Consider the following 25,000-nt stretch of genomic DNA (forward strand, 5'->3'; position numbering starts at 1 on the left):
TTGTTCTCCGGGCTGGGTTGAGAGTCTTACCGCTGTTGCTGGAAACGGGCGAACGCTTCGGCGTCGGGATAGGAGGTCTGTGTACCCAGCGCTGTGACCGAACAGGCGGAATACGCCACCGCTTGCTCCATGGCCTGGCGAATAGCGCCGTCGCGGCTCCAGTGCTGGATGAAACAACCGATAAACGCATCACCGGCGCCGGTAGTGTCGCGGGCCACCACCCGCTGGCCGGGCACCTGGAATTCGCCCTCCTCGCCCACGTACAGCGCGCCGTGCTCGCCGAGGGTGACGATCACGTGGCGAATGCCGCTGGCCACCAACGTACGCGCGGCGCTGCGGGCCGAGTCCGGCGAGTCCACGACGCGACCGGTGATCAACGCCAGTTCCGATTCGTTGGGAATCAGGAAATCCAACTGCGCCAAGTGCTCGGCACTCAAGTCGGCCAGGGCCGGCGCCGGGTTGAGCAGCACCGTAATGCCATGACGACGGGCAAATTCGATGGCGTAGTAGACCGTGTCCAGGTTGATCTCCAGTTGCAGCACGATCAGCGTGCATTCACGCAGGTCGGCAGCGGCCGTCTCGATGTCCGCTGGCAACAAATGCGCATTGGCGCCTTTGACGATCAAAATGCTGTTATGGGAATCGGCCCGCACAAAAATCGGCGCCACGCCGCTGGAGACGCCCGGCACACGCTGCACGTAACGGGTGTCGATACCAAAACGCTGGAAGTTGGCCAGGGTGTTGTCGGCAAACATGTCGTCACCGACTTTGCTCACCATCAGCACCTGCGCCCCAAGCTTGGCCGCCGCCACCGCCTGGTTGGCGCCTTTGCCGCCACACCCCAGGGCAAAGCCCGGCGCTTCCAGGGTTTCGCCCTGGTCCGGCATGCGGTCGATGTAGGTAATCAAATCCACCATGTTGCTGCCGATGACTGCGATCTTGCCCATTGCTATCTCACCTTGTTGCGGCACGACCAGGCAGGTCGTAGCGCTCTTGTTTTGTTATTTAAATAACATTAAGTGTGATTATTCAATCTTTATTTTATGAAGATCAGTCAAGCCGCAGGAAAATGTAGCGTCTGTGTAAGCATCATCTTGTGTGCCCAGGTACAGCTCACTAAGCTGGCCGATCTTTTGCTGTGACCCGGAACCCCCATGTCTCGAAGTATTGCCCACCTCGCCTTGTTGCTCGGGTTGATCACCGCCATCGGCCCTTTCGCCATCGACAGCTATCTGCCTGCGCTACCCACCCTGGGTGCCAGCCTGCAGGCGTCGCCGGCGGCCGTGCAGATGAGCCTGACGGTGTTCTTCATGATCATTGGCGTGTGCCAGTTGTTTTACGGGCCGATCAGCGATGTGTACGGTCGCAAGCCGCCGATTTACGCGGGCCTGGCGATTTTTGCGGTGGCCAGCGTCGGCTGTGCGCTGGCGCCGACGATTGAAGTGCTGATTGGTTTTCGTGCCCTGCAAGCCTTTGGCGCCTGCGCCGGCATGGTGATCCCGCGGGCGGTGGTGCGTGACCTGTACACCGGCCACGAAGCCGCACGGTTGATGGCCCTGCTGATGCTGGTGATGAGTGTTTCGCCGATCCTCGCGCCCTTGGCCGGCAGCGTGGTGATTTCACTCTGGAGCTGGCGTGAAGTGTTCGTGGTGCTCGCAGTGGTTTCGCTGTTGTGCCTGGTGATGACCTTTGTGCAACTGCCCGAAACCCATCCTGCCGAACGCCGCCTGGGCAAGACCCTGGGCAGTGCGATCGGCAGCTACGGCGCCTTGCTGCGCGACCCGGTATTCACCGGCCTGTCGGTGGTGTGCGGGTTTGGCTTGGCGACGTTCTTTGTGTTTATCGGCAGCGCGCCGTTCGTGTACATCGAGTATTTCGGCCTGACGCCTACGCAATTCAGCCTGTGTTTTGCAGTAAACGCCGCGTCCTTCTTCGCCATGAGCCAACTGACCGCACGCCTGAGCGCGCGTTTTGGCCTGGCGCCGCTGATTCGCGGGTCGGTGATCGGCGTGGCGGTGGTTATGAGCGCGCTGGCCGTCACCACCTTGTGGAGTGACAACCTCGCCTTGATGATGGCACTGCTGTTTATCGGTTTCGGTTTTCTCGGCCTGTTATTGCCAGCCGCGGGGGTGTTGTCCATGGAGGATCACGGCGCAGTGGCAGGTTCTGCCTCGGCGCTGCTCGGTGCTATCCAGATGATCACGGCGGCCGTGTCCATGACGCTGGTTGGCGTGTTTGCCGACCATACGCCTGCGCCCATGCTGGTCGGCATCGCGCTGTGTGCGGTGGCGGCGATGCTGGTGACTTTGTGGACCCTGCGTCGTTTGCCGGCTCACCTGGCGCGTGATTGACGCCATTCGTCGGGGGCGTGGCCCATCCATTACAACTATCGCGGGCGGCAAAACACCTAACTCCATAGCACCTTTGACGTTCTATGGAGTTGACATGACCGACTACCCTCGCCCACCCTTCGCGCCTCAAGCCCAGTCCGTACCCGGCACCCAGAAGAAAATGGACCCGTACCCCGACTGCGGCGAGAAGAGCTACAAAGGCTCCGGCCGGTTGGCCAACAAGATCGCCCTGATCACCGGCGCCGACAGCGGTATTGGCCGCGCGGTGGCGATCGCCTTTGCCCGTGAGGGCGCCGACGTAGCCATCGCGTACCTGGATGAGCATGAAGACGCCCAGGAAACCGCACGCTGGGTCGAAGAAGCGGGCCGTCAATGCCTGTTGTTGCCGGGCGATATCGCGCAAAAAACCAACTGCCAGGCGCTGGTGGACAAGACCGTCGAGCAGTTTGGCCGCATCGATGTGCTGGTCAACAACGCCGCGTTCCAGATGACCCACGAAACCCTCGAAGAGATCGAGGATGAAGAATGGGTCAAGACCTTCGATATCAACATCACCGCGATGTTTAGGATCTGCAAGGCGGCCCTGCCGCATATGAAAGCCGGCAGCTCGATCATCAACACCAGTTCGGTTAATTCCGATATGCCCAAGCCAACCCTGTTGGCCTACGCCGCCACCAAAGGCGCGATTGCCAACTTCACCGGTGGCCTGGCGCAGTTGCTGGGTGACAAGGGTATTCGCGTCAACAGTGTGGCACCAGGGCCGATCTGGACGCCGCTGATTGTAGCGACCATGCCCGACAAGGATGTGCAGAGCTTTGGCTGCGAAACACCGCTCGGGCGGCCAGGCCAGCCTGTAGAGGTGGCACCGATCTATGTGCTGCTGGCCTCGGACGAAGCCAGCTATATCTCCGGCTCGCGGTACGCGGTCACTGGCGGCAAACCGATTCTCTAACTCATTGCGACTGTGTGGCAACGGCATTCTTGTGGCGAGCAGGCTTGCCCTGCGTTGGGATGCGAAGCAGCCCCAAACTCAGAGACTGAGTTCTTTCAGGAGAAATTCAGTACCTTTACTGGGACTGCTTCGCAGTCCAACGCAGGGCAAGCCTGCTCGCCACAGAGGGGCTCCAAAATCTTTGCTGTGTTAAGAACTACAAATCAAACCTGTCCACCGCCCGGCGCCGCTCATTGTCATCGCGCACGTCATAACTGGCGGTGGTCTGGATATTGGTGTGATGCGCCAGTTTCTGCGCAATCGACAGGTCGTGTTCTTCAATCACCCGCGTGATGAACGAGCGTCGGAAGTCATGGGGCATGATCTTCACGCCCACCTGCTCACCGCGTTGACGGGCGATGTAGTAAATCGCGTGCTTGGTGATGCGTTCACGGGTGATATGGCTGCCACGGCGAATACGATTGAACAGGAAGCTATCGTCCTGCTCACCTTCCTTGAGCTGCTCGCGACGAAACGCCAGCCAGGCCTGCAATTTGTCGAACGCCCAGGCTGGGGCGTACTTGATCAGTTCTTTGTTGCCTTTGCCAATCACACGCAAGCTGCGTTCATCGAAGTTGATCTGCGCCAGGTCCAGGTTGACCGACTCCGACTTGCGCATGCCTGAACCATACAAAATGCCGATCACGGCGGCATCCCGCAGGCCTTGAGGGCGTGGGTCGGCGGCACAGACTTCCATCCTTTCGCGGATCAGGGTGCGGCGCAGGTTACGGCCCTGGCTGAGGCGTGTGCCCGGCGTGGCCTTGACCGAGCGCATCTTCAACAGGTGGTCCTGGCTGATCAGGCTCATTCGCCAGGCCTCGTTCATCACCCCGCGTACCGCATTCACATACAGCGAAGAAGTGTTCGGCGCGCAGCCGTCCTCGCGCAATGCGCCGACCAGCGCAATCACCTGTTCGGGTTGCAGCAGGTGCCAGTCGATCTCTTCCAGGTTGATATCTTCATAGCCCAGGCGGTCGGCGGCATCTTGCAGCACGTAGCGCATGGTCAGTTGGCTGGAGGGCGCCAAGCGGGTGAGGTAAAGGGTCAGTGGGTTGCGGATAGACTCAGTCAAGGTAGATCAGCCTTTGGATTAAATACCTCATTCAAGCCTTTGTTTAATCGAGGTATTTAGTGAATTGGCGGAGGTCGAGTCTAACTCAGGACCGGGCTTGGCACCAAATCACGGCACAACATCACGGCGCCGATTCGTCGTCCTCGGTCGGGTTTTCAGCCTGAGGTTGCGCCTGGGATTGGCTCCAGTCGGCATCCTGTTTGTGCATCAGTGCAAACCAGTGCTGACGCATGAACGCCAGGTAGCTGTCCGGCGCTTTGGCAAAGTCGCTTTCATCGCCATAACAGCCCGGCAGCGGCAACTCGGTGCCCTGCTCCTTGTACTGGCTGACCAGTGCCTGCTGTGCGGCAACGCTGCAGTCAGTAGGCAGCGGCATACCTCGCAGGGCACCGGCATCCTCGTCCCACCAGCTTGCACCGACGCGATCGACACCGCGCAGGCGGTACTTCTGGGACTTGCCGACATGCATGATCAGCTTGAACTCACGCGGGCTGACATCGCTGGTGCAGGTGCGCGAGTAACCCACCGTGGCCTGGGTAATGCCATCACCGGCAAGATCAGTGACCTTGGTTGCCGCCCTGTCAAAACGCAGCCCTGCATCGAATTCGCAATGCTGCACATCGTCATAGAGCATCCAGACACGCTTGGGGCGGTCGCCGCCGAGCAAATACTGGGCCGCGTAGACAAATGCCGACTGGGTACCGTCGTCATCACGCTCGCTGACTTGCTCGGCGAGTACCAGCAAGTTCTTGCCTTGGTGGTCGTCCCAGGTATAGGCCGCGACCTGTTTGCCGCGCACTTCCACGCCGTCCGGCACCTGCTCGATGCTGGTAAGCGCCACGCCATCGTCGGCTCGAACGGTAGTGACACAGGCCACCACCATCAACAAGCCCATCAATGCAGGCCGCAACTGGCCGTGCAAAATCCGCACACTATTCATCCGAGTACCCTGGCAAGAGATGGCTTACTTTACCGGCACTTGAGGGCCATTGCAGAGAAGTTTGTTGAATTACCTTGCGCGCCTGCGCAGCGGTGCAGAATCCGTCGCGGTTTTGCCTGCAGAACCAATCCCCAGGCGCTTCAGCGGTTTAGCTGAACCCTACCTGTCTACCTGTCAAATAAACGAGTTTTTCATCCGCCTTTCATATTCGTTCAACAATTTTCCGCTTAATCTTGACCGCAGGACTTGAGAACGAACCGCGTCTTCCCCGACTAACCTGTTGATTACGCTTTACCTTTCATAGTTTTCGTCTTTACTCTGCTAGCCCATGGAAGAAACCGTTGCCCGTCCTCAGGAAAGTCGAACGAATGCCGCACACCCACGCTACATTTAATCGGCCGGCGTTGTTGCCGACTGATTACTGCTGTTTTCACGCTCCAATTGTTCTAGCCCAGAGGTCATGAATCTTTGAAACCCTACCCTATTCATTGCGTGTCGATCGTTATCCCGGTCTACAACGAACAAGAGAGCCTGCCTGAATTGCTGCGTCGCACGACTGCAGCTTGCAAGCAATTGGCTTACGAATACGAAATCATCCTGGTGGATGACGGTAGCCGCGACAACTCGGCCCAATTGCTGGAAGACGCTGCCGCAGAAGACGGCAGCAACGTGGTGGCGGTGATTCTCAACCGCAACTATGGCCAGCATGCCGCGATCATGGCCGGCTTCGAGCAGTGCCGTGGCGAGGTGGTCATCACCCTTGACGCCGACCTGCAGAACCCGCCCGAAGAAATCCCGCGGCTGGTCGAGCAAGCCGCCCTGGGCTACGACGTCGTCGCCACTGTGCGTAACAACCGTCAGGATTCGGCCTTCCGCCGCTGGCCTTCGCGCCTGATCAACCTGGCCGTGCAACGCTCCACCGGCGTGGCCATGACCGATTACGGCTGCATGTTGCGTGCTTACCGACGCACCATCGTCGACGCCATGCTCGCCTGCCGTGAGCGCAGCACCTTCATCCCGATTCTGGCCAACGGCTTTGCCCGGCACACCACCGAGATCCTGGTGCACCACGCCGAGCGTGAGCATGGCGAGTCCAAATACAGCGCCATGCGCCTGATCAGCCTGATGTTCGACCTGCTGACCTGCATGACCACCACCCCGCTGCGTCTGCTGAGCATCGTCGGCTTCAGCCTCGCGGCACTGGGCATGCTGTTTGCCTTTGCGCTGGTGTTCCTGCGCTTGGTCTTCGGCGCCGAATGGGCCGGTTCAGGCATGTTCGTGCTGTTCGCGGTGCTGTTTGTGTTCACCGGCGGCCAATTCATCGGCATGGGCCTCTTGGGTGAATACCTGGGCCGCATGTACAGTGACGTGCGTGCCCGTCCACGGTTCTTTATTGAAAAGGTGCTGCGTAACCAACCCGCAGAGCCGGCTCCGGTCGTCGTGGTCGACGGCCTTACAACTTCCCACTCTCCTACTTCTCCTTCCGATCAGGTTTCGTCATGAATTCAAAAGCTGTTGTCTTCGCTTACCACGATATTGGCTGTGCAGGTATTGAAGCCCTGCTGACCGCCGGCTACGACATTGCTGCCGTGTTCACCCATGCCGACGACCCCAAGGAAAACAATTTCTACGGCTCCGTCGCCCAACTCTGCGCACGCAACGGCATCCCGGTACATGCTCCGGAAGACGCCAACCACCCGCTGTGGATCGAGCGTATTGCCAAGCTGAACCCGGATTTCATCTTCTCGTTCTACTACCGCAACCTGCTGAGCGAAGCCCTGCTGGCCACTGCCAAAAAAGGCGCGTTCAACCTGCACGGTTCCTTGCTGCCTAAATACCGTGGCCGCGCTCCGGCCAACTGGGTGCTGGTCAACGGCGAAACCGAAACCGGCGTGACCCTGCACCGCATGGTCAAGCGTGCCGATGCCGGCGCGATCCTGGCCCAGCAAAAAGTCATTATCGACCGCACCGACACCGGCCTGACCCTGCACGCCAAACTGCGTGATGCGGCCACCAACCTGCTGCGTGATGCCCTGCCACAGCTGGCCCAAGGCAAGTTGGCCGAAACGGCCCAGAACGAAAGCCAGGCCACCTACTTCGGTCGCCGCACTGCCGCTGACGGCAAGCTGGACTGGAAAAAACCGGCTGAAGAGCTGTTCAACCTGGTTCGTGCCGTGACCCAACCGTACCCAGGCGCATTCTGCGCTGTCGGCGAGCACAAACTCATCGTTTGGCAAGCTGAAGTGGTCAAGGGCAACGAAGGCCTGGCGCCAGGCCGTGTGATCAGCGTCAACCCGCTGCGCATCGCCTGCGGTGAAGATTCCCTGGTGGTCAAGTTCGGCCAGCGCAACGAAAACGGCCTGTACCTGGCCGGCCCTTCCCTGGCTGACGAACTGGGCCTGGTCGACGGTTCCGTGCTGCGCGGCGCCGAGTCCGGCCGCAAGCCACGTCGCACTCGTGTACTGATCCTGGGTGTGAACGGCTTTATCGGTAACCACCTGTCCGAGCGCCTGCTGCGTGACGACCGTTATGAAATCTACGGCCTGGACATCGGCTCCGACGCCATTGAGCGCCTGCGCAGCCACCCGAACTTCCACTACGTGGAAGGCGACATCAGCATCCACTCCGAGTGGATCGAGTACCACATCAAGAAGTGCGACGTGGTCCTGCCGCTGGTGGCCATCGCTACGCCAATCGAATACACCCGTAACCCGCTGCGCGTATTCGAACTCGACTTCGAAGAGAACCTGAAACTGGTTCGCTACTGCGTCAAGTACAACAAGCGCGTGATCTTCCCGTCGACCTCCGAAGTCTATGGCATGTGCCAGGACCAGTACTTCGACGAAGACACCTCCAATCTGGTGGTTGGCCCGGTCAACAAGCAGCGCTGGATCTACTCGGTCTCCAAGCAACTGCTGGACCGCGTGATCTGGGCTTACGGCGACAAGGGCCTGAACTTCACCCTGTTCCGTCCGTTCAACTGGATGGGCCCGCGCCTTGACCGTCTGGACTCGGCACGTATCGGCAGCTCCCGTGCCATCACCCAGTTGATCCTGAACCTGGTGGAAGGTACCCCGATCCGCCTGTTCGACGGTGGTGAGCAGAAGCGTTGCTTCACCGACATCGCCGACGGCATCGAAGCCCTGGCACGCATCATTGATAACGACAACGATATCTGCAACGGTCAGATCATCAACATCGGCAACCCGGAAAACGAAGCCAGCATCCGTCAGCTGGGCGAAGAACTGCTGCGTCAGTTCGAAGCTCACCCGCTGCGCAGCAACTTCCCTCCGTTCGCCGGTTTCCGCGACGTAGAAAGCAAGGCGTTCTACGGTACCGGTTACCAGGACGTGGCGCACCGCAAGCCAAGCATCGAAAACGCCAAGCGCCTGTTGAACTGGGAGCCAACCGTTGAGATGAGCGAGACCATTGGCAACACGTTGGACTTCTTCCTCAAAGAAGCCATGCTCGAAATCGCGGACAAGAAGTAATGCAGGCAGGCTTGCGAATCGACGTCGACACCTACCGTGGCACCCGTGAAGGTGTGCCGCGGTTGCTCGAATCCCTGGATGAAGCCGGGGTAAAAGCGACGTTCTTCTTCAGCGTCGGGCCGGACAACATGGGGCGCCACTTGTGGCGCCTTATCCGCCCGCAATTTCTGTGGAAGATGCTGCGTTCCAATGCTGCCGGCCTGTATGGCTGGGACATCTTACTGGCCGGCACCGCCTGGCCAGGCAAGCCGATCGGCCGTGACCTGGGGCACTTGATGCGCCAGGCCAAGGCCGCCGGCCATGAAGTCGGCCTGCACGCATGGGACCATCACGGTTGGCAAGCCAACACCGGGCGCTGGAGCGACGCACAGCTGGTCGAGCAGATCCGTCGTGGCGTGGACACCCTGAGCGACATCCTGGGTGAACGCATCGACTGTTCCGCAGCCGCCGGCTGGCGTGCCGATGAGCGCGTGGTGCAAGCCAAGCAAGGTTTCAACTTTCGCTACAACAGTGATTGCCGGGGCACCAGCCTGTTTCGACCAACCCTGGCCGATGGCAGTGCGGGCACCCCACAAATTCCGGTAGACCTGCCGACCTTCGACGAAGTCGTCGGGCCGGTGGTGGCTGCCAAAGATTTCAACGGCTTCATTCTTGACCGGTTCGCCGAGTCGAAGCTGAACGTCTATACGATCCACGCAGAAGTAGAAGGGATTCTGATGGCTGAAGATTTTCGCCAACTGCTCGCCCAGGCCGGGCAGCGCGGCATTGACTTCAAACCCTTGGGCGACCTGTTGCCCGCGGATGTGACCACCCTGCCCCAGCAACAGCTGGTACGCGGCGCGCTCAGCGGCCGCGAGGGTTGGCTCGGAGTACAGCAGGCATGATCCGGCGCTGGGCATTGCCCCTGCTCCTGTTGGCGTTTGCTGTGTTCTACCTGTTGCCACTGGCCAGCCATGGCCTGTGGATCCCGGATGAAACCCGTTACGCGCAGATCAGCCAGGAAATGCTGCTGACCGGCAAATGGGCCTCGCCGCACTTCATGGGTATCCGTTACTTCGAAAAACCCGCTGCCGGCTACTGGATGATCGCGCTGGGCCAGGCGATTTTCGGGCAGAACCTGTTCGGCGTGCGCTTTGCGTCGGCCTTGAGCACCGGGCTGAGTATCCTGCTGGTCTATCTGGTCTCGCGCCGGCTGTGGAACAACCCGCAAAAAAGCCTGGTCAGCAGCGTGCTGTACATGAGCTTTGTCAGCGTGGCGCTGCTTGGTGGTTACGCTAACCTGGACCCGCAGTTCACCTTCTGGGTCAACCTCACCGGCGTTGCGCTGTGGTTCTGCTTCGACAGCACCACGCGCAACGGCCGCTTGGGGTCTTGGGCCTTGCTCGGCTTTGCCTGCGGCATGGGCTTCATGACCAAAGGGTTTCTTGCCTGGCTGCTGCCAGTGTTGATCGCCCTGCCCTACGCTATTTGGCAGAAACGCTTTCGTGAATTGCTTGGCTATGGTGTGGTCGCTGTGGCCGTCGCAATTATCGTCAGCCTGCCGTGGGCACTCGCCGTGCACCTGCAAGAGCCGGACTACTGGAACTTCTTCTTCTGGCATGAGCACATCCAACGCTTTGCCGGCGATGACGCCCAGCATGCCGAGCCGTTCTGGTTCTACCTGCCGCTGATGGTTGCGTTCTCGTTGCCATGGATCGCCCTGCTGCCGTCCACGGTCAAACAGGCCTGGCTGGAAAAGCGCCTGCCCAAGACCGCGTTCCTGCTGCTGTGGCTGTTGATGCCTCTGGCGTTCTTCAGTTTGGCCAAAGGCAAGCTGCCGTCCTATGTGATGCCGTGCCTGCTGCCCTTGGCCCTGCTGATGGGGTCGACGCTCAGCGACAAGTTGGCCAAGGGCCATGGCCGCGCCTTGCGCATCAACGGCTGGTTGAACCTGGCTATCGGAATCGTGGCGTTGCTGGCCATCAGTTGGTTCCAATTGAAAAAACCGGTGTATGAGCCGGGTCAGGAGACTTTCAGCCTGGTGCTGGTGTTTACGTTCCTGTTCGGCTGGATCGTGGTCAACCTGCTGCAAGCTGCACGCCCATTGAAGCTATGGGCTGCGCCGGCCATCGGCAGTTGGTTGCTGGTGGCCCTGGTGCCGGCTGCGCTTCCGCATTCGGTGGTTTATAACAAGACCCCGGACCAGTTCATCATCGACCATTTGCCCGAACTGCAACCCACCGCGGCACTGCTCAGCAATGACCTTGGCGCTGCCTCGGCGCTGTCGTGGCGCCTGGGCCGCCCAGACGTTGCGCTGTACAACACGGTCGGTGAAGTGAAGTACGGCATTGCCTATCCAGACACTGCGTATCGCAAGATCGGCACCGCCGATGTCCAGCAATGGATGAGCGAGGCGCGTAAAAAAGGCTCGGTTGGCGTCGTCATGCGGGTCAAGGGCGACGATGAAGTGGCCGAAGTGAACCTGCTGCCCCAAGACGGCAAGCGCTATGAGCAAGGCAATATCGTCATCCTGATCTTCCCACAGGCTGCGCAATGATCACCTTGCTTCTCCTGTTGAGCGCCTGTCTGCTCACCTGCATGGGCCAGGTTTCGCAAAAGTTTGCGGTAGAAAGCTGGCGTGACCAGCCCGACGGTTGGGCGCCGAAACTGCGCTCGCCGTGGCTGTGGTCGGCGCTGGTGTGCCTGGGCCTTGGCCTGCTGGTATGGCTGCTGGTGTTGCAGCGCCTGGAAGTGGGCATCGCCTACCCCATGCTCAGCCTCAATTTTGTGCTGGTGACACTGATGGCGCGGTTTGTCTTCCATGAGCAGATCGATGGCCGTCATTGGCTGGGTGTCGCGCTGGTGATTGGCGGCGTTGTGCTGCTAGGGCGTCACGTATGAGCCGCACACAAGGGTTTGCCCTGGCCTTGGGCAGTGTTGGCCTGGTCAGTGCTGCTCAATTGGGCATGCGCTGGAGCATGACGCGCCTGCCGTTGCCCACTGAGTGGCTCAATGCGTTTAACAGTCAATCGATTGATCTTGGCGCCCTGGGCGTGGTGATCCTGGCGATCATCGCCTATGCGCTGTCGATGCTGTGCTGGCTCGGCGCGCTCAAGCACTTGCCCCTGGGCCGCGCCTATTCGCTGCTAAGCATCAGCTACGCGCTGGTGTACCTGCTGGCGGCCAGCCTGCCGGTGTTCAACGAACATTTTTCGCTTTCAAAAACCCTGGGGGTGGCCTTGGTCATTCTCGGTGTTCTGGTTATTAACTCTCGTCGTGCTAGCGTTGCAAGCCCCAGGAATGCCCCATGAAAATCAGTGTATTTGGTAGCGGTTACGTCGGTCTGGTACAGGCCACCGTATTGGCCGAAGTCGGTCACGATGTGATCTGCATGGACGTGGACAAGAGCAAAGTCGAGTCGCTGCAAAAAGGCCACGTGACCATCTTCGAGCCAGGCCTGGCGGCCATGGTCAAGGAAAACCTGGAAAGCGGGCGCCTGCACTTTACCTATGATGAAAAACTCGCCGTAGAACACGGTGAGGTGCTGTTTATCGCCGTGGGCACGCCGTCGGACGAAGACGGCTCGGCCGACCTCAAGTACGTGCTTTCGGTGGGCGATGCCGTATCCCGCCATCGCGTGGAACCGGTGATCCTGGTGGAAAAATCCACCGTGCCGGTCGGTACGGGCGACACCCTGCGTGCCCATATCGAAAAAAACCTGCACATTGCCGGTCGCCACCTGGAGTTCGATATCGTCTCCAACCCCGAATTCCTAAAGGAAGGCTCGGCCGTTGCCGACTGCCGCCGCCCGGACCGCATCATCATCGGCTGTGAACGCGAAGAAGTGCGCGAAGTGATGCGTGATTTGTACGCGCCGTTCAACCGCAACCATGACCGCATCATCTTCATGGACCTGCGCAGCGCCGAACTGACCAAGTACGCCGCCAACTGCATGCTGGCCACCAAGATCAGCTTCATCAACCAGATCGCCGAGTTGGCCGAACACTTGGGCGCCGACATCGAAGCCGTGCGTTTGGGCATTGGCGCCGACTCACGCATCGGCTACCACTTCATCTACCCGGGCTGCGGCTACGGCGGTTCGTGCTTCCCCAAAGACATGCGCGCCCTGATCCACAGCGCCAAGGAAGCCAACTGCTCCAGCGACCTGCTCGAAGCGGTCGAAGCGATCAACCAGCGCCAGAAGAGCAAGCTGTTCGAGCGTATCAATGCGTATTTCAAAGGCGAACTGCAAGGCAAGACCTTCGCCTTGTGGGGCCTGGCCTTCAAGCCCAACACCGATGACATGCGCGATGCCCCAAGCCGCGTGCTGATGGAAGCCCTGTGGGCGGCCGGCGCCAATGTCCGTGCGTTCGACCCCGAAGCCATGCAGGAAACCCAGCGCATCTACGGTGACGAGTCGCGTCTGACCCTGCTGGGCACGCCGGAATCAGCCTTGAGCGGCGCCGATGCGTTGATCGTGTGCACCGAGTGGCAGCAATTCAAGGCGCCGGATTTCGAACTGATCCACGCCCGCCTGAAAAACCCGGTGATCTTCGACGGTCGCAACCTGTACGACGGCGAGCGCCTGGCGCGCAAGGGCTTCAAATATTTCCCGATGGGCCGTGGCGACTCCTGCGAGCTGCCGATTCCACAGCAAAACTGGGTAGCGCCAGCCAAGGAAGACTAAAGACGTGAACAAAGCTCAATCGCCGCTGCTTACAGCAACGATCCGCAATCAGTCGCTGGGGCTCGGGCTCCTGGCGCTGGTGCTGTTTATTGTCGGCAACTGGCACCAGGCAATCATCGGCTTTGACTCGCGTTTCGTGGTGTTTGCCCAGGAAATGCTGCGCCATGGACCGAGTTTTTTCCCCACCACCTATGGCCAGCCTTACGCGGACTACCTGGCGACCTCGACCCTGCTGACCTGGCTGTTGTCCCTGCCGTTTGGCGAGGTCAGCAGCCTCACCGCGTGGTTGCCTACCTCCATCGCCTCGGCGGTGATCGTGGTGCTGGTGTATCGCCTTACGGCGCCCTACTCCACGCGCTGGGGTTTGCTCAGCATCGCGATGCTGCTGCTCAGCAGCACCTTCATCAGCGAAACCCGCGCGGTGTCGCTGGACCAGATGCTCGCGGCCATCGCCTTGACCGTGTTCTATCTGGGCTATGCCCATGACCACTTCGGGGCAGCCAAACGCTTGCATTGGCTGTTTTTGCTGCTGATCCTGGGCTTTGCGGTGCGTGGGCCAATCGGCCTGGTGATCCCCACTGGCGTGCTGTGCAGCTATTACCTGATCAACCGCCAATGGCGCCAACTGTTCACCTTCGGCTTTATCGCGCTGGCAGTGCTGGCGGCGTGTGTCGGCCTGTTGTTGCTGCTGGCCAAGCTCAGTGGTGGCGAGGACTTCATGCAGGACGTGATCCGCATGCAGTTCCTGGGGCGTATGGACGGCACCGAAGGTTCCAGCGGCGTGCTGTATTACTTCACCAGTTCCATGGGCAACTACGCGCTGGCTTATCCGCTGGCGTTGCTGGTGCTCCTGGCAATCGCCATCGGCGGTCGTCGGTCACCCGACCCGGCACTGAAACTGGTGCTGTATTGCGCGGCGGCAGGTTTGCTGGTGATGCTCGGCCTGTCGGTCCCTCAGGCCAAGAAGGCACGTTACATCCTGCCGATGCTGCCCATGGCGGCGATCATTGCAGCCTACCCGTTCCAGGTCAGCCAAGGGCGGCTGTTCGCCTGGCTGCGCGGCTTGATGCTGGGCATCTGGACACTGCTGCCGGCGCTGCTGATAGTCGGGCTGGTGGTGGCGCGCAAGCGTTACCCGGCACAGCTGGACAACCTGGGCGTGGTCTTCGGCGTGCTTGGCGTGCTTCAGGTCGTGTCGCTGCTGTCACTGCTCAAGGCGCGTCTACGCCCGCTGGGGTCGGCACTCGCGGCGGTGCTGGCGCTGTGGTCGACCTACATTGTGGTGGTCGAGCCATTGGAGCGTACGCTTTACGACACCCGCACATTCAGCCTTGGCGTCAAAGAACAGATCATGCAGCAACCGGCCCCCGTGGTGCTGCATGGTTTGGGCAAAGATGCAAAAGCCATCAAGTTCATGGTCAACTTCAACTGCGATAAGGTGCCGCTGTTTACCCAGTCGGCTGCAGACCTGGCGCCACTGCAAGGTCCGGCATGGCTGGTAATGAGCACGAAAGACTTCGAAAATCTGCAGGATCCGCGCTTGCGTTCGATCACCCCGACACTCACCGGGGAGTTCGACAAAGACCCGTATGTGTTGCTCCATCTAGAGAAAGTCAGCGCGCCGTAATTACGCTGACAGTGGTCTGACGGAAACAGCGCCCACTCCTTCAAGAGTGGGCGTTTTTCGTTATGACTGCCCGGAAAGCCCCTACATGGCTATGCGTAAACGCTGGCGCACTTTGCCTTTCGATGCCCGGAACCCAAATGTAGACTCCTTTGTCATGTGCGTTAACTATCTACTACCGGGCGCCGTCAGCCTTCCACGCACACAGACCTGCTTGATCAAAAGGGCAATGCCGTGCCAGAAGACCTGTTGCTTATCCCTGCGCCGAGGCTGGATCGATTGATGGCATTGCGCGATGCCTTGGTGGCATTGAAGGGGCCTTTGGCCGACGACCCTGCCTTGCGGGAGAACCTGCAAAGGCAGCTGTTCAACGAAGAGGCTGATAGCCGCGTGCTCGGACGCATCAGCACGCCGCTGCCGCAACCGACGCATCGCATCACCTATGACGAGGGACACTAACTGCATTATTTTTGCATTTAACCCTCATTAATATGCATTGGCGCCATAGCATCAAGCTCGGCACACTGCACAGGTTCCTCCCCCAAATGTTGGAACGTTCAAAGGGCTTATCCGGGCAACCAGGCGAGCCTTTTTTTTCGTCTGCTGCTTTATGGATCGTGTCGATGCTCGCTCGCTGGTTACCCGCTGCAATCAATACCCGCCCCGCCGAATGGAGCCGCGCCGCCATTGGCATGGCCTTGGGCACGCTATTGAGTGTCTGGGTGTGTGCCCAGGTATTCGGTATGGAAGTCGCCTTGCACCTGCTCGGCCCGCTGGGGGCATCGGCGGTTTTGCTGTTTGCCGTGTCCTCCGGTGCGTTGGCACAGCCCTGGTCGATTATCGGCAGCTACTTGTGCGCTGCCATTGTGGCTCTGCTGGTGGCGCGGGTGCTTGGCCGCACGCTGGGCAGCGCATGCCTGGCTGCGGGCATGACCGTCGTGTTGATTTGCTGGCTGCGCTGCCTGCACCCGCCCGCCGGTGGCTTGGCCATGACGCTGGTGCTCGCCGATCCGGCCTCTATCGCCCTGGGTTGGCAGGAAGTGGGGCCGGTGATGCTCGGGGCTGGCGCGCTGCTGGCCGGTGCGCTGGCCTATAACAACGTGACACGCACGCGTTACCCCAAAGGCGCGATCGAATCGCCCGCCGTGGTCCTGGGCAGCACAGCGCCGGTGACAGATGCCGCCATCACGGCAGCCGATCTGAAACTGGCCCTGGCCGAGATGGAGCGGTTCTTTGATGTGGAGCCGACGGAGTTGGAGCAACTGATACACGCGGCTGAAGGGCATGCCCGGCGCCGCAGCATCGGTGAAGTGCTGGGTGGCCGCAGCGCTGCATAAATGCAAAAACGACCTGCATGATTCCGGGTTGTACTGGGCAAATTTGCACTGGTACGATCGCGAGATAGTTCGTGCGCGAACATCTTGATAAAGAACAATAAAAGCAGGGAGTTAGTGATGACTGCTCAGGTTTCATCCGAAGCAAGCCACACCAGGATTCTTCAGGGCGAGGTGCTGGCCGAAGTCCGTAACCATATTGGCCACCTCACCCTCAACCGCCCCGCTGGCTTGAATGCCATCACTCTGGAGATGGTCCGCAGCCTGACCACACAACTGCTGGCTTGGGAGAGCGATCCGCAGGTGTATGCCGTGGTCCTGCGCGGTGCCGGTGAAAAAGCGTTCTGCGCCGGTGGCGACATTCGCTCTCTCTACGACAGCTTCAAGCAGGGCGACAGCCTGCACCAGGACTTCTTCGTCGAGGAATACGCCCTCGACCTGGCGATTCACCATTACCACAAGCCCGTGCTGGCCCTGATGGACGGCTTTGTCCTCGGCGGTGGCATGGGCCTGGTGCAAGGCGCCGACTTGCGTGTGGTGACCGAGCGCAGCCGCCTGGCGATGCCGGAAGTGGCCATTGGTTATTTCCCGGACGTAGGTGGCAGCTATTTCCTCTCGCGCATCCCTGGCGAGCTGGGGGTTTACCTGGGTGTCACCGGCGTGCAGATTCGCGCCGCCGATGCGCTGTACTGCGGGCTGGCGGACTGGTGTATCGACAGCGCGAAACTCGCCGAACTCGACCAGAAGCTCGACCACCTGCAATGGCAGGATTCGCCGCTCAAGGACCTGCAGGGCGTATTGGCAAAGCTCGCGGTACAACAATTGCCCGACGCCCCGCTGGCCGCGCTGCGCCCGGCGATCGACCACTTCTTTGCGTTGCCGGATGTGCCGAGCATGGTCGAGCAACTGCAGCAAGTCACTGTCGCCGACAGCCACGAATGGGCGCTCAGCACCGCCAGCCTGATGCAGACCCGCTCGCCGCTGGCAATGGCCGTGACCCTGCAGATGCTGCGCCGTGGCCGGCGCTTGTCGCTGGAGCAGTGCTTCGCGCTGGAATTGCACCTGGATCGCCAGTGGTTCGAACGCGGCGACCTGATCGAAGGCGTTCGCGCGTTGATTATCGACAAGGATAAAACCCCGCATTGGAACCCCGCGACGATCCATGAGTTGGACGCCAGCCATGTCGAGAGCTTCTTCAGTGACTTCAAGCAGAGTGGGAAATAAGCCATGCAAGATATTGAGTACACTGAAGAACAAGTGATGATTCGCGACATGGCGCGCGACTTTGCCCGTGGCGAAATCGCCCCGCATGCGCAAGCCTGGGAAAAAGCCGGCTGGATCGATGACGCCCTGGTCGCGAAGATGGGCGAACTCGGCTTGCTGGGCATGGTGGTGCCGGAAGAATGGGGCGGCACCTATGTCGACTACGTGGCGTATGCCCTGGCCGTCGAGGAGATTTCCGCCGGTGATGGCGCCACCGGCGCACTCATGAGTATCCATAATTCAGTCGGTTGCGGGCCAATCCTCAACTACGGCACCGATGCGCAGAAACACACCTGGCTGGCTGACCTGGCCAGCGGCCAGGCCATTGGTTGCTTCTGCCTCACCGAGCCTCAGGCCGGTTCCGAAGCCCATAACCTGCGCACCCGCGCCGAGCTGCGCGACGGCCAGTGGGTGATCACCGGTGCCAAGCAGTTCGTCAGCAATGGCAAGCGCGCCAAGTTGGCCATTGTGTTTGCGGTGACGGACCCGGAACTGGGCAAGAAAGGTATTTCTGCCTTCCTGGTGCCCACTGACACACCAGGCTTTGTGGTCGACCGTACCGAACACAAGATGGGCATTCGTGCCTCGGACACCTGCGCCGTCACGCTGAACCAGTGCACAGTACCCGAAGCCAACCTGTTGGGTGAACGCGGCAAGGGCCTGGCCATCGCCCTGTCCAACCTCGAGGGTGGACGCATCGGCATTGCCGCCCAAGCGTTGGGCATCGCCCGTGCAGCCTTTGAGGCGGCGCTGGCGTATGCGCGTGATCGGGTGCAATTCAACAAGGCGATTATCGAGCACCAAAGCATTGCCAACCTGCTGGCCGACATGCAGACCCAGCTCAATGCCGCCCGGTTGTTGATCCTGCATGCCGCACGCCTGCGCAGCGCAGGCAAGCCGTGCCTGTCGGAAGCCTCCCAGGCCAAGCTGTTTGCTTCGGAGATGGCCGAAAAGGTCTGCTCCTCGGCGATGCAGGTCCATGGCGGGTATGGGTATCTTGAGGACTACCCGGTGGAGCGCTACTACCGGGATGCGCGGATTACGCAGATTTACGAAGGCACCAGCGAGATTCAGCGGATGGTGATTGCCAGGGAGCTGAAGAACTACCAGCTCTGACTGCCAGTTGCTCGTTCCCACGCTCTGCGTGGGAACGCATCCGGTGACGCTCTGCGTCACGCCTCAAGCGCTGACGCAGAGCGTCAAGGGCGGCATTCCCACGCAGAGCGTGGGAACGAGCATTCATTGAGCACCAAAGCATTGCCAACCTGCTGGCCGACATGCAGACCCAGCTCAATGCCGCCCGCCTGCTGATCCTGCACGCCGCACGCCTGCACAGCGCCGGCAAGCCGTGCCTGTCGGAAGCCTCCCAGGCCAAGCTGTTTGCTTCGGAGATGGCCGAAAAGGTCTGCTCCTCGGCGATGCAGGTCCATGGCGGGTATGGGTATCTTGAGGACTACCCGGTGGAGCGCTACTACCGGGATGCGCGGATTACGCAGATTTACGAAGGCACCAGCGAGATTCAGCGGATGGTGATTGCCAGGGAGCTGAAGAACTACCAGCTCTAAAAGCCACACAAGACCAATGTGGGAGCTGGCTTGTCGAGTCGTCGCACCGCTGCGATAGCATCACCTCGGTCTAACCGATAAACCGAGGTGTCTGCATCGCAGGCAAGCCAGCTCCCACATTTTGATCTTCAGTGTTTACGGCCGGGTTACTGGTCCTTGAACTCCGGCGCGCGCTTGGCCACAAACGCCGCCATGCCTTCCTTCTGGTCCTGGGTGGCAAACGCGGCATGGAACACCCGCCGCTCAAAGCGCACGCCTTCAGACAGGCTCACCTCAAACGCACGGTTCACGCTTTCCTTGACCATCATGCTGATCGGCACGGACTTGCCGGCAATCAAGGTCGCGGTTTTCAGCGCTTCTTCAAGCAGGTCATCGGCCGGCACAATGCGCGCCACAATCCCGCAGCGCTCAGCTTCAACGGCATCAATAAAGCGCCCGGTCAGGCACATTTCCATGGCCTTGGCCTTGCCCACGGCGCGGGTCAGCCGTTGGGTGCCGCCCATGCCCGGCAGTACGCCGAGGTTGATTTCCGGCTGGCCGAACCTGGCGCCGTCACCGGCCAGGATAAAGTCGCACATCAAGGCCAGTTCACAGCCGCCGCCCAGGGCGAAACCGTTGACCGCAGCAATGATCGGCTTGCGGCGGTTGGCGACGCGGTCGCTGTCGCTGAACAGGTCGTCGAGGTAGATCTGCGGGTAGGTCAGCTCGGCCATCTCTTTGATGTCGGCGCCGGCGGCGAAGGCTTTTTTCGAGCCGGTCAGCACGATGCAGCCGATCTGCGGGTCGGCTTCCAGGCCGTCCAGTGCCTGGTTCAACTCGCTCACCAACTGGGCGTTCAAGGCGTTCAGGGCTTGCGGGCGATTGAGGGTAATCAGCCCGACGCGGCCCTGGACTTCGAGCAAAAGGGTTTCGTAACTCATGTATCGGCTCCTTAAAGGTTGCGTGAGATGACCATGCGCTGAATATCGCTGGTGCCTTCGTAAATCTGGCAGACCCGCACATCGCGGTAGATCCGCTCCAATGGGAAGTCGCTCAGGTAACCGTAACCGCCCAGGGTTTGCAAGGCGGCCGAGCAGACCTTTTCGGCCATTTCCGAAGCAAACAGCTTGGCCATCGACGCCTCGACCAAGGCCGGCTTGCCGCTGTCACGCAGGGCTGCGGCGTAATGCACCATCTGCCTGGCCACCGCGATTTGCGTGGCCATGTCGGCCAACCGGAAGGCCACGGCCTGGTGTTCGATCAGCGCCTTGCCGAAGCTTTCGCGCTCACGGGCATAGTCACGCGCGGCTTCGAAGGCGGCGCGGGCCATGCCCACCGATTGCGAGGCGATGCCGACGCGGCCGCCTTCGAGGTTGGCCAGGGCGATCCTGTAGCCTTCGCCCTCCTCGCCCAAACGGTTGGCGACTGGGACTTTTACGTCTTCGAAGAGGATCTGGCAGGTGTCGGACGCATGTTGGCCGAGTTTGTCTTCAACCCGCGCCACCGTGTAGCCCGGCGAGTCGGTCGGCACGATAAACGCGCTGATCCCACGCTTGCCTGCGGCCGGGTCGGTGACGGCAAACACAATCACGATCCCGGCGTTCTGCCCGGAGGTAATGAACTGTTTGCAGCCATTGAGCACGTAATGGTCGCCCTCAAGGCGTGCGCGGGTTTTCAGGCTGCTGGCATCGGAGCCTGCCTGCGGCTCGGTCAACGCAAAGGCACCGAGCATGGCGCCACTGGCCAGCGGCGTGAGGAACTGCTGTTTCTGCTGCTCGTTACCGAATTTGAGGATTGGCACGCAACCCACCGAGTTGTGCACGCTCATGATGGTCGAGCACGCGCCATCGCCGGCGGCAATTTCTTCCAGGGCCATGGCGTAGGCCAGGTAGCCCGTGTCGCAACCACCCCACTGTTCCGGCACCAGCATGCCGAAAAAGCCCAGCTCGGCCATTTCGCCAATGGCTTCCTTGGGGAAACGGTGCTCGCGGTCCCATTCGGCGGCGAACGGTTTCAGGCGTTCCTGGGCAAATTGCCGGGCCGCTTCGCTGATTTGCAGTTGTTCGTCATTGGGCAGCATGTTGAGTCCTTAATACAGGCATTCGACGGCCATGGCCGTGGCTTCACCGCCGCCGATACAAATGGCGGCAACCCCGCGCTTGAGGCCTTTCTGGCGCAGGGCCGAGAGCAACGTCACCAGGATGCGCGCACCGGAAGCACCAATTGGATGCCCCAAGGCACAGGCGCCGCCGTGAATATTGACCTTGCTGTGGGGGATTTCCAGCTTGCTCATGGTCACCAGGCTGACCACCGCGAAAGCTTCGTTGATTTCAAACAGGTCAACGTCGCCCAGGTTCCAGCCGGTCTTGCTCATGAGCTTGCGAATCGCACCCACGGGCGCCACCGGGAACAGCCCCGGCTCGTCGGCAAAGGCCGCATGCCCGTGGATCACCGCCAAGGGCTTGAGGCCACGCTGTTGCGCCTCGGACTGGCGCATCAACAGCAACGCCGCCGCACCATCGGAAATCGAGCTGGAGTTGGCCGCCGTCACCGTACCGCCCTCGCGGAACGCCGGTTTCAGGCTGGCGATCTTGTCCAGCTTGGCCTTGGGCGGTTGCTCGTCATGCAGGATGGTCTTTTGCTCTTTGCCGACGGTGACCTGCACCGGGACGATCTCAGCAGCAAAGCTGCCATGGGTGATGGCCTCTTGCGCGCGGGTCAGCGAGGCAATGGCGAAGGCGTCCTGGGCTTCACGGGTGAAGCCATTGTGCTCGGCGCAGTCTTCGGCAAAGGTGCCCATCAGGCGGCCCTTGTCGTAGGCGTCTTCGAGGCCGTCGAGGAACATATGGTCAAGCACCTTGCCATGGCCCATGCGGTAGCCGCTGCGCGCGCGGTCGAGCAGGTACGGCGCGTTGGACATGCTTTCCATGCCGCCGGCGACCACCACGTCGACACTGCCGGCCAGCAGCGAGTCGTGGGCGAGGATGGTCGCTTCCATGCCCGAGCCGCACATCTTGTTCAAGGTGGTGCAGCGCGTGGCCTTGTCCAGCCCGGCGCCCAGCGCCGCTTGACGCCCAGGCGCCTGGCCCAGGCCTGCGGGCAACACGCAGCCGAACAGCACTTCGTCCACGGCATCCGGGGCAATCCCGGCGCGTTCGACGGCGGCGCGGATCGCGGCAGCGCCCAGTTGCGGCGCGGTCAGACTCTTGAGGTCGCCCTGGAAGCCGCCCATGGGCGTGCGCACGGCGCTGACAATAACAATCGGATCGTTCATGGGGTGTTCTCCTTACTTGGCTGCCATACGCAAGGCACCGTCGAGACGGATCACCTCGCCATTGAGCATGCTGTTTTCAATGATGTGGCGTACCAGCGCGGCGTACTCGGACGGTTTGCCCAGGCGTGGCGGGAATGGCACACCCGCGGCCAGGGAATCGCGCACTTCGGGGGTCATGCCGGCCATCATCGGCGTTTCGAAAATGCCCGGGGCAATAGTCATCACGCGGATGCCAAAGCGCGCCAGTTCGCGGGCAGCGGGCAAGGTCAGGCTGGCGATGGCGCCTTTGGAGGCGGCATACGCCGCCTGGCCTATCTGCCCGTCAAAGGCGGCTACCGACGCGGTGTTGATGATCACGCCGCGCTCACCGTCGGCGTTCGCCGCGGTTTCAGCGATGGCGGCAGCCGCCAGGCGCAACAGGTTGAAGCTGCCGATCAGGTTGACGTTGATCACCTGGGCAAAGCTGGCCAAGGCGTGTGGGCCATTTTTGCCGAGGATTTTTTCGCCGCGTACCACCCCGGCGCAGTTCACCAGGCCGTGCAGGCCGCCAAAGGCTGCAACGGCGGCGTGTACGGCCGCTTCGGCGGCGGCTTCCTGGCTGATATCGGCCACAGCGCTGCGGGCGTTATCGCCCAGTTGCTTGGCTTTGGCCGCCACAGCGTCGGCGTTCAGGTCGACCAGCATCACCTTGGCACCAGCGGCAATCAACATCTCAGCGGTGGCCGCGCCGAGGCCCGAAGCACCGCCGCTGACCAGGAATACCTTGTTTTCAATCTGCATCATTGTTTCCTTAAAAGTGGATCAGGCGATGGCCTGTGCCTTCGCAATTTCCTGATTACGCAAAATAAAACGTTGCAGCTTGCCGCTAGGGGTCTTGGGCAAGTCGCTGACAAATTCGATTTCCCGTGGGTAGGCGTGGGCCGCCAAACGCTTGCGCACGTGCAGACGCAGCTCCTCGGCCAGCTCGGGCGTAGCGCGGTACTGTTCGTTGATCACCACAAAGGCTTTGACCAGCTCGGTGCGCTCCGGGCAGGGTTTGCCGACCACAGCGGCTTCGATCACGGCCGGGTGCTCGACCAGTGCGCTTTCGACATCGAATGGCCCTACGCGGTAGCCGGATGTGGTGATCACATCGTCACTGCGCCCGACAAAGCTGATGCTGCCGTCCGGGTTGAGCTCCACGGTGTCGCCACTGAGGTAGTACTTGCCGACAAACGCCTTGGTCTTTACGCCGTCGTAGCCGGCGAACCAGCACATCGGCGACTGTTCACGGTCGATGGCGAGAATACCGGGCTGGCCTGCCGGCAATTCCTGGTTCTGATCATCGAGCACCACAATGCGGTGGCCCGGTGAGGCAAAGCCTGCCGAGCCGACGTGCACGGGGTGTTCCAGGCCGTGGTGGTTGCACAGCACCATGCCCAGTTCGGTCTGGCCGTAATGGTCATGAATGGTCACGCCCAGGTTGTCGGCAAACCAGCGGATCACTTCCGGGTTCAGCGGCTCGCCGGCGCTGCTGACGATACGCAGCTTGCCCTTGATAGCGCGCGCGAACTGTTCGCCACCGGCAATCAGCAGGCGGTAAGCGGTGGGCGAACCGGTGAGGTTGGTAATCCCATATTTATTGATCACCCGGCAGGTGCTTTCCAGGGTGAACGGCCCATCGTAGAACGTAATCGGGTGGCCCATGGACAACGGCCCGGTCACGCCAAAATAGATGCCATAGGCCCAGCCCGGGTCGGCGACATTCCAAAACGCGTCTTCGGGGCGCAAATCCACCGCGTCGCGGGTGTAGCTCTGGAAGGCGACAATGGCCTTGAGCGGCACCGACAGGGCTTTTGACGGGCCGGTGGTGCCCGAGGTGAACATCAGCAGGAACGGGGCTTCTGCGCCCAGCAGCACCGGTTCGCAGGTATTCGAATAGTTCGGCAGTTCAGCCCAGAAGCTGTAGTCGCCGCGCACGATGCCTTCGCCCTTGTCCCCGGCCACCGTGACGATGGTCGGGCAGCCTTCGACTTCAGCCAGCTTGGGGCGGTTGACCGCATCCGTGACCACCAGTACGGCGCCGGAGCTGTTCAGCCGATGCTCGATGGCCTTGGGTCCGAAGGCGGTAAACAGCGGCTGATACACCGCGCCGATACGCCAGGTGGCGAACACCACCACCAATAACTCTGCCGTGCGTGGCAGCAGCCCCGCCACCTTGTCACCCTGTTGCACGCCTTGGGCCAGGAGGAAATTGGCAAAGCGCGCCGCCTGGTCCTGCAATTGGGTGAAGGTCACACTGGCGCTGCGCCCATCCTTACCTTCCCAAAACAACGCAATGCGCCCCGGCAGCGCGTGGCGATCGCAACACTCCACACAAGCATTCAGGGCTTGCAGGTTGCCGGACAGGGCGGCGTTGACGGTGTGCTGGTAGTCGAAGGCAGTGGTGGCAGCCAAATACTCACGCATGG

Annotated in this window: 22 protein-coding genes and 1 pseudogene; 15 read left to right on the forward strand and 8 right to left on the reverse strand. The window is 60.9% G+C overall.

The genetic code is table 11. The features are described from left to right. Positions 1-26: 26 nt before the first annotated feature. Positions 27-947: a ribokinase gene (rbsK, locus tag HU759_RS15390; protein ID WP_186616880.1), complete on the reverse strand. Its 921-nt coding sequence runs from the start codon at positions 945-947 to the stop codon at positions 27-29. A gap of 207 nt (positions 948-1,154) precedes the next feature. Here rbsK and HU759_RS15395 point away from each other — a divergent pair, with 207 nt between their 5' ends. Together HU759_RS15395 and HU759_RS15400 are read left to right on the forward strand one after the other, a co-directional pair. Beyond that, positions 1,155-2,351 carry a multidrug effflux MFS transporter gene (locus tag HU759_RS15395; RefSeq protein WP_017135711.1) on the forward strand — a complete coding sequence of 399 codons (1,197 nt, stop codon included), beginning with the start codon at positions 1,155-1,157 and terminating at the stop codon, positions 2,349-2,351. A 94-nt stretch (positions 2,352-2,445) separates the two neighbouring features. After that, positions 2,446-3,303 (forward strand): glucose 1-dehydrogenase, encoded by an 858-nt coding sequence (locus HU759_RS15400; RefSeq protein ID WP_099549754.1) that lies wholly within the window; start codon positions 2,446-2,448, stop codon positions 3,301-3,303. A gap of 196 nt (positions 3,304-3,499) precedes the next feature. Here the strand turns inward: HU759_RS15400 and HU759_RS15405 are convergent, their stop codons facing one another. Further along, a complete protein-coding gene (locus HU759_RS15405) occupies positions 3,500-4,414 on the reverse strand; it encodes a tyrosine-type recombinase/integrase (protein ID WP_186616879.1) in 915 nt (304 codons plus the stop codon). 121 nt (positions 4,415-4,535) lie between these two features. Then, a complete protein-coding gene (locus HU759_RS15410; RefSeq protein WP_186616878.1) occupies positions 4,536-5,354 on the reverse strand; it encodes a hypothetical protein in 819 nt (272 codons plus the stop codon). Positions 5,355-5,822: 468 nt separating this feature from the next. Here HU759_RS15410 and arnC point away from each other — a divergent pair, with 468 nt between their 5' ends. The 13 genes and pseudogenes from arnC to HU759_RS15475 all read left to right on the forward strand — a co-directional run. Beyond that, the gene (gene arnC / locus HU759_RS15415) at positions 5,823-6,857 is read left to right on the forward strand and encodes an undecaprenyl-phosphate 4-deoxy-4-formamido-L-arabinose transferase (protein ID WP_099549751.1); all 1,035 of its coding nucleotides are present in this window, start codon (positions 5,823-5,825) and stop codon (positions 6,855-6,857) included. Continuing rightward, the gene (arnA, locus tag HU759_RS15420; RefSeq protein WP_017135715.1) at positions 6,854-8,845 is read left to right on the forward strand and encodes a bifunctional UDP-4-amino-4-deoxy-L-arabinose formyltransferase/UDP-glucuronic acid oxidase ArnA; all 1,992 of its coding nucleotides are present in this window, start codon (positions 6,854-6,856) and stop codon (positions 8,843-8,845) included. The genes arnC and arnA overlap by 4 nt, the downstream gene beginning before the upstream one ends. After that, positions 8,845-9,729 carry a 4-deoxy-4-formamido-L-arabinose-phosphoundecaprenol deformylase gene (arnD, locus tag HU759_RS15425; RefSeq protein ID WP_099549750.1) on the forward strand — a complete coding sequence of 295 codons (885 nt, stop codon included), beginning with the start codon at positions 8,845-8,847 and terminating at the stop codon, positions 9,727-9,729. The genes arnA and arnD overlap by 1 nt, the downstream gene beginning before the upstream one ends. Continuing rightward, positions 9,726-11,381: a lipid IV(A) 4-amino-4-deoxy-L-arabinosyltransferase gene (arnT, locus tag HU759_RS15430; RefSeq protein WP_017135716.1), complete on the forward strand. Its 1,656-nt coding sequence runs from the start codon at positions 9,726-9,728 to the stop codon at positions 11,379-11,381. Before arnD ends, arnT begins: the two co-directional genes overlap by 4 nt. Then, positions 11,378-11,725: a 4-amino-4-deoxy-L-arabinose-phosphoundecaprenol flippase subunit ArnE gene (gene arnE / locus HU759_RS15435; RefSeq protein WP_017135717.1), complete on the forward strand. Its 348-nt coding sequence runs from the start codon at positions 11,378-11,380 to the stop codon at positions 11,723-11,725. Before arnT ends, arnE begins: the two co-directional genes overlap by 4 nt. Beyond that, positions 11,722-12,135, forward strand: coding sequence for a 4-amino-4-deoxy-L-arabinose-phosphoundecaprenol flippase subunit ArnF (gene arnF, locus HU759_RS15440; RefSeq protein ID WP_017135718.1), 414 nt, complete (start codon positions 11,722-11,724; stop codon positions 12,133-12,135). The genes arnE and arnF overlap by 4 nt, the downstream gene beginning before the upstream one ends. Continuing rightward, entirely contained in the window at positions 12,132-13,511 is a 1,380-nt protein-coding gene (locus tag HU759_RS15445; RefSeq protein WP_017135719.1) for a UDP-glucose/GDP-mannose dehydrogenase family protein, read from the forward strand. Before arnF ends, HU759_RS15445 begins: the two co-directional genes overlap by 4 nt. 4 nt (positions 13,512-13,515) lie before the next feature. After that, the gene (locus HU759_RS15450) at positions 13,516-15,138 is read left to right on the forward strand and encodes a phospholipid carrier-dependent glycosyltransferase (RefSeq protein WP_186616876.1); all 1,623 of its coding nucleotides are present in this window, start codon (positions 13,516-13,518) and stop codon (positions 15,136-15,138) included. 267 nt (positions 15,139-15,405) lie between these two features. Then, a complete protein-coding gene (locus tag HU759_RS15455) occupies positions 15,406-15,594 on the forward strand; it encodes a type VI secretion system contractile sheath small subunit (RefSeq protein WP_256349256.1) in 189 nt (62 codons plus the stop codon). Between the two features lie 164 nt (positions 15,595-15,758). Continuing rightward, positions 15,759-16,472: an HPP family protein gene (locus tag HU759_RS15460; protein ID WP_186616874.1), complete on the forward strand. Its 714-nt coding sequence runs from the start codon at positions 15,759-15,761 to the stop codon at positions 16,470-16,472. Between the two features lie 117 nt (positions 16,473-16,589). Then, entirely contained in the window at positions 16,590-17,693 is a 1,104-nt protein-coding gene (locus tag HU759_RS15465) for an enoyl-CoA hydratase/isomerase family protein (protein ID WP_170037419.1), read from the forward strand. Between the two features lie 3 nt (positions 17,694-17,696). Then, positions 17,697-18,848, forward strand: coding sequence for an acyl-CoA dehydrogenase family protein (locus HU759_RS15470; RefSeq protein WP_099549746.1), 1,152 nt, complete (start codon positions 17,697-17,699; stop codon positions 18,846-18,848). Positions 18,849-18,955: 107 nt separating this feature from the next. Beyond that, positions 18,956-19,297, forward strand: a pseudogene (locus HU759_RS15475) (acyl-CoA dehydrogenase family protein); the annotation flags it as partial. 146 nt (positions 19,298-19,443) lie between these two features. On the opposite strand, the gene HU759_RS15480 reads toward HU759_RS15475, so the two are convergent. The 5 genes from HU759_RS15480 to HU759_RS15500 are packed head-to-tail and all read right to left on the reverse strand — an operon-like array spanning position 19,444 to position 24,998. Next, positions 19,444-20,217 carry an enoyl-CoA hydratase gene (locus tag HU759_RS15480; RefSeq protein ID WP_017138783.1) on the reverse strand — a complete coding sequence of 258 codons (774 nt, stop codon included), beginning with the start codon at positions 20,215-20,217 and terminating at the stop codon, positions 19,444-19,446. 11 nt (positions 20,218-20,228) lie between these two features. Then, complete coding sequence (locus tag HU759_RS15485; protein WP_017138784.1) at positions 20,229-21,356, reverse strand: acyl-CoA dehydrogenase; 1,128 nt, start codon at positions 21,354-21,356, stop codon at positions 20,229-20,231. A 9-nt stretch (positions 21,357-21,365) separates the two neighbouring features. Continuing rightward, complete coding sequence (locus HU759_RS15490; protein ID WP_186616873.1) at positions 21,366-22,550, reverse strand: acetyl-CoA C-acyltransferase; 1,185 nt, start codon at positions 22,548-22,550, stop codon at positions 21,366-21,368. A gap of 12 nt (positions 22,551-22,562) precedes the next feature. Next, complete coding sequence (locus HU759_RS15495) at positions 22,563-23,330, reverse strand: SDR family NAD(P)-dependent oxidoreductase (RefSeq protein ID WP_099549743.1); 768 nt, start codon at positions 23,328-23,330, stop codon at positions 22,563-22,565. A 21-nt stretch (positions 23,331-23,351) separates the two neighbouring features. Further along, on the reverse strand, positions 23,352-24,998 hold the full coding sequence (locus HU759_RS15500) for an AMP-binding protein (RefSeq protein ID WP_017138788.1): 1,647 nt from the start codon (positions 24,996-24,998) through the stop codon (positions 23,352-23,354). Positions 24,999-25,000: the final 2 nt, after the last annotated feature.

Origin of the sequence: Pseudomonas sp. OE 28.3, from assembly GCF_014268205.2 — a bacterium.
Classification (GTDB): domain Bacteria; phylum Pseudomonadota; class Gammaproteobacteria; order Pseudomonadales; family Pseudomonadaceae; genus Aquipseudomonas; species Aquipseudomonas edaphica.